This is a genomic window from Cytophaga sp. (genome assembly GCF_051961495.1).
In the GTDB taxonomy this organism is placed as follows: domain Bacteria; phylum Bacteroidota; class Bacteroidia; order Cytophagales; family Cytophagaceae; genus Cytophaga.
The window spans coordinates 1-3,202 of sequence record NZ_JBQCDF010000305.1; the positions used below are offsets into that span (position 1 = coordinate 1).

Consider the following 3,202-nt stretch of genomic DNA (forward strand, 5'->3'; position numbering starts at 1 on the left):
TAATTTCTGAAAGGTAAAAGTACAAAAAAAGTAATGAATTATTGGTATCCAAACAGATTACTATTGATGCGATACAGCTAAATAAATGGCCTGCTACAGCCTCATACAAAAGGATTTAGAGTTTTAATCCGGTAAAACACCGGTTTGAGTCAAAGAAACTTTCTGTTTGTTCTTTTGTTTATCCTTCCATTGCACATTTATCAGTATAAACAAGGGCTGGACATGTTTTACGGATTTCACTATATTGTATAGTAATCGGCTTAATTTTATTCCTGGTGAAACTTCTTCTTTCTTTATTCTTATGTACCCAGATATGCTGGATTGGGGCGGCTCAGGACAAACCCAATCCGATTGACGGAGAAGATAGTCTATACGCCAAAAGAGAAAATTACGTAATAAGCGCACGGCAAAAACTGACCATTTTTATTTTCAGCACCCGCTATCTCAATGGAAAATTATTTACCAATCCCGGCATCAATAATTATTATTTTCCGATCGCGCCATTGAATATTGGCCTGGGCTTCAGCCATAAGTGGCTTGCTGTAAACATTGCCATGTATTCGCCCCACCTGGGCAAAGACAAATACGACGGACAAGGATCAAAATATCAGAACTTCAACCTGCAGGCTTTGGCTTATACTCCGCGTTACGGACTGGATGTTTTATACAGCCAGAACCTGGGCTACTTTTTAGGCAACTACAACGGCTATGTAGATGTCACCGGAGCTCCGGATAAAACGCCTTATTTCGATATGAGCACAAAACGTTTTACGATAAATTTATTACGCATCTTCAACCCCATCAAGTATTCCATGAATGCTACCATGATTGGCGGTGAAATGCAGAAAAACAGCGCATCGTCTTTTATTCTGAATACAAGTTTTTCATACAGCTACTTTAACATGAGCGACTCTATACCAGAGTTTTTGCTGGACCAAATGAACCAGGATGCCGTTTTTAAAAAAGGCAACTTCTATAGCGTGGCATTCATGCCCGGTTACGGATTCACCTGGATCATCGGTAAACGTTTCTACCTGGGAATCATTCCGGCACTTGGACCCAGCATTCAATATAAATCCATGACATTTGAAGATGACCACGACAACCGGTTTGCATTGTCATATCGTGTACTTGCCAAAGCGGGCGCGGGCTTTCATGCCAAAAGATGGACCGCGGGTTTTAGCGTGCTGTATGATAATGAACTCTTTCACTTAGCGCCGCAGACGAATATCTTCAACAACAATGGTAAAGTAATATTGAAGATAGGCTATAAGATCAACGTACCTAAATGGGGTCGGGGTTTATCCAAAAAAATGACCAAACTGCAAACGAAGTTTGAGCATACCATACACAATTTTTAACGTGTAGCATTGCTCTCCGCTTCAATACAGACAGACCATGGGTTTAAAACCACGGTTTCTCAACCATTGTAACAGATACATTTCCTTTCATAGACGCAGGTGTAACAGCATCATAGCGGGTAGCAAAATCCAGGTCATCCGGATGAAAATATGCTTCAAAATCAAAACTCATTTTATGAGTTTCTGTATCAAAACTAAAGTTTTTAAAGGTGCAATACGATCTGGATCCTGCTACAGAATAAAAAGCCCCGATGAAGCGGAATTGTTGGTTCTGCACCAATCTGTTCATGGAAAATTTAAAGTCTGTTTCCAGCGGACTCATTGGTTTCCCGGCACTTGTGTTGTCTCCGTATAAACGCGAGAATTTTATATAGCTGTCTTCATTATTCTTCAGCCCTCTTTCCAGATTGATTTTATAATATCCATCTGCACCATTTGTAAAATATTTATTTACACTATCTGCAGAAAAATAATCGTATGAAAAAGGAAGCGTAACATCATTGCCTGAGCCATCAACATAATACAACTCGCCTTTGATTATGCCATAGCCAGGTGCAGCCGGCGCAGGATCATCCTGCTTAGGCTTACAGGCAAAAATTGTTGAAAGTATTACAGTGGTTGAAAGTATAAATAGTCTCATGTCAGTTTCTAAATCTTAACAGATATGTAATACTAAAAAATTAATATCCAATAAAGAATATTTTACTTTGAATAGTCTTGTTAAAATTGAAAAAACACAAACTAAAAAATAAAAAGTAATATTCAGAAAGGCCCTATACCACATATTGATCCATGTATTTCAGTCAGTATTTGTTATTCCATAAAAGTTCCTTTAAAATATTAAAATCCTGAACATTACATACATCCTGTCTGCCCGGAAAAATCCGGAAATGTCAAATGTTAAAACATATTTTTGAATTCTCCGTTATTAATAATAGAATTAAAAAAAGGAAATTTAGAAAAATTTAAAGAGGGTAAGATATGTTGGGGCTTAAAACAAAAATAGATCACCGTAACGTAGTGGAGAATAATCCCAACGTTATGCCCGAAGAACAAAACGAAGAGCGATTTTTTTTAGAGGGGCCAAAATCAAGATGGAAAGAATTTAAATTCTTATTACATATTATCTGGGACTTCCTGGTTGGTTTCAGGGTTCTGCACTTTGCCGGGCCTTGCGTGACTGTCTTTGGATCTGCGCGTTTCAAGGAAGACCATCCGTTCTACAAAAAATCGTTTGACGTTGGTGAGGCGGTTGCCAAACTTGGTTTTACTGTCATGACCGGCGGTGGTCCTGGCGTAATGGAAGCCGCTAACCGGGGTGCCAAGCATGGCGGCGGTAAATCTGTAGGTTGTAACATCATCCTTCCGATGGAACAATATGCCAACCCATGGCTGGACCTGAGCGTGAACATCAAATACTTCTTCGTACGGAAGGTATTGTTGTGCAAGTATTCATATGCATTCGTATGTATGCCTGGTGGTATGGGTACTTTAGATGAATTCTTCGAAGCTGTTACACTTGTGCAGACCAACAAGATCAAACGTTTCCCAATCGTGTTGTTTGGCAAGGAATATCATAAGCATTTGTATAAGCACATCCAGTACATGGCTGAAGCAGGTACAATTTCACCGAAAGATCTGGAGTTGTTCTTATTTACCGACGACATCCATGAAATGGAAGCACACCTTACTAAATATGCCGTTGATGCCTTTGGTTTGAAAAAAGTAACGAAACCAAAACGCTGGTTAATCTTCGGTGAATAAAATCATCTATCTGAAAATAATAAAAGAAGTTCTTATCCCGATCCCGATAGCTATCGGGATCGGGATAAGAACTTCTT

At 39.1% G+C, this 3,202-nt stretch carries 3 protein-coding genes; 2 read left to right on the forward strand and 1 reads right to left on the reverse strand.

Going from position 1 to position 3,202, the window contains the following annotated elements:
• Window positions 1-275: 275 nt before the first annotated feature.
• Entirely contained in the window at window positions 276-1,361 is a 1,086-nt protein-coding gene (locus tag ACTHJT_RS16890; RefSeq protein ID WP_440240378.1) for a DUF4421 domain-containing protein, read from the forward strand.
• Between the two features lie 43 nt (window positions 1,362-1,404).
• Here the strand turns inward: ACTHJT_RS16890 and ACTHJT_RS16895 are convergent, their stop codons facing one another.
• Window positions 1,405-2,001 (reverse strand): hypothetical protein, encoded by a 597-nt coding sequence (locus ACTHJT_RS16895; protein WP_440240380.1) that lies wholly within the window; start codon window positions 1,999-2,001, stop codon window positions 1,405-1,407.
• Window positions 2,002-2,342: 341 nt separating this feature from the next.
• Here ACTHJT_RS16895 and ACTHJT_RS16900 point away from each other — a divergent pair, with 341 nt between their 5' ends.
• Window positions 2,343-3,125: a TIGR00730 family Rossman fold protein gene (locus ACTHJT_RS16900; RefSeq protein ID WP_440240382.1), complete on the forward strand. Its 783-nt coding sequence runs from the start codon at window positions 2,343-2,345 to the stop codon at window positions 3,123-3,125.
• Window positions 3,126-3,202 lie beyond the last annotated feature (77 nt).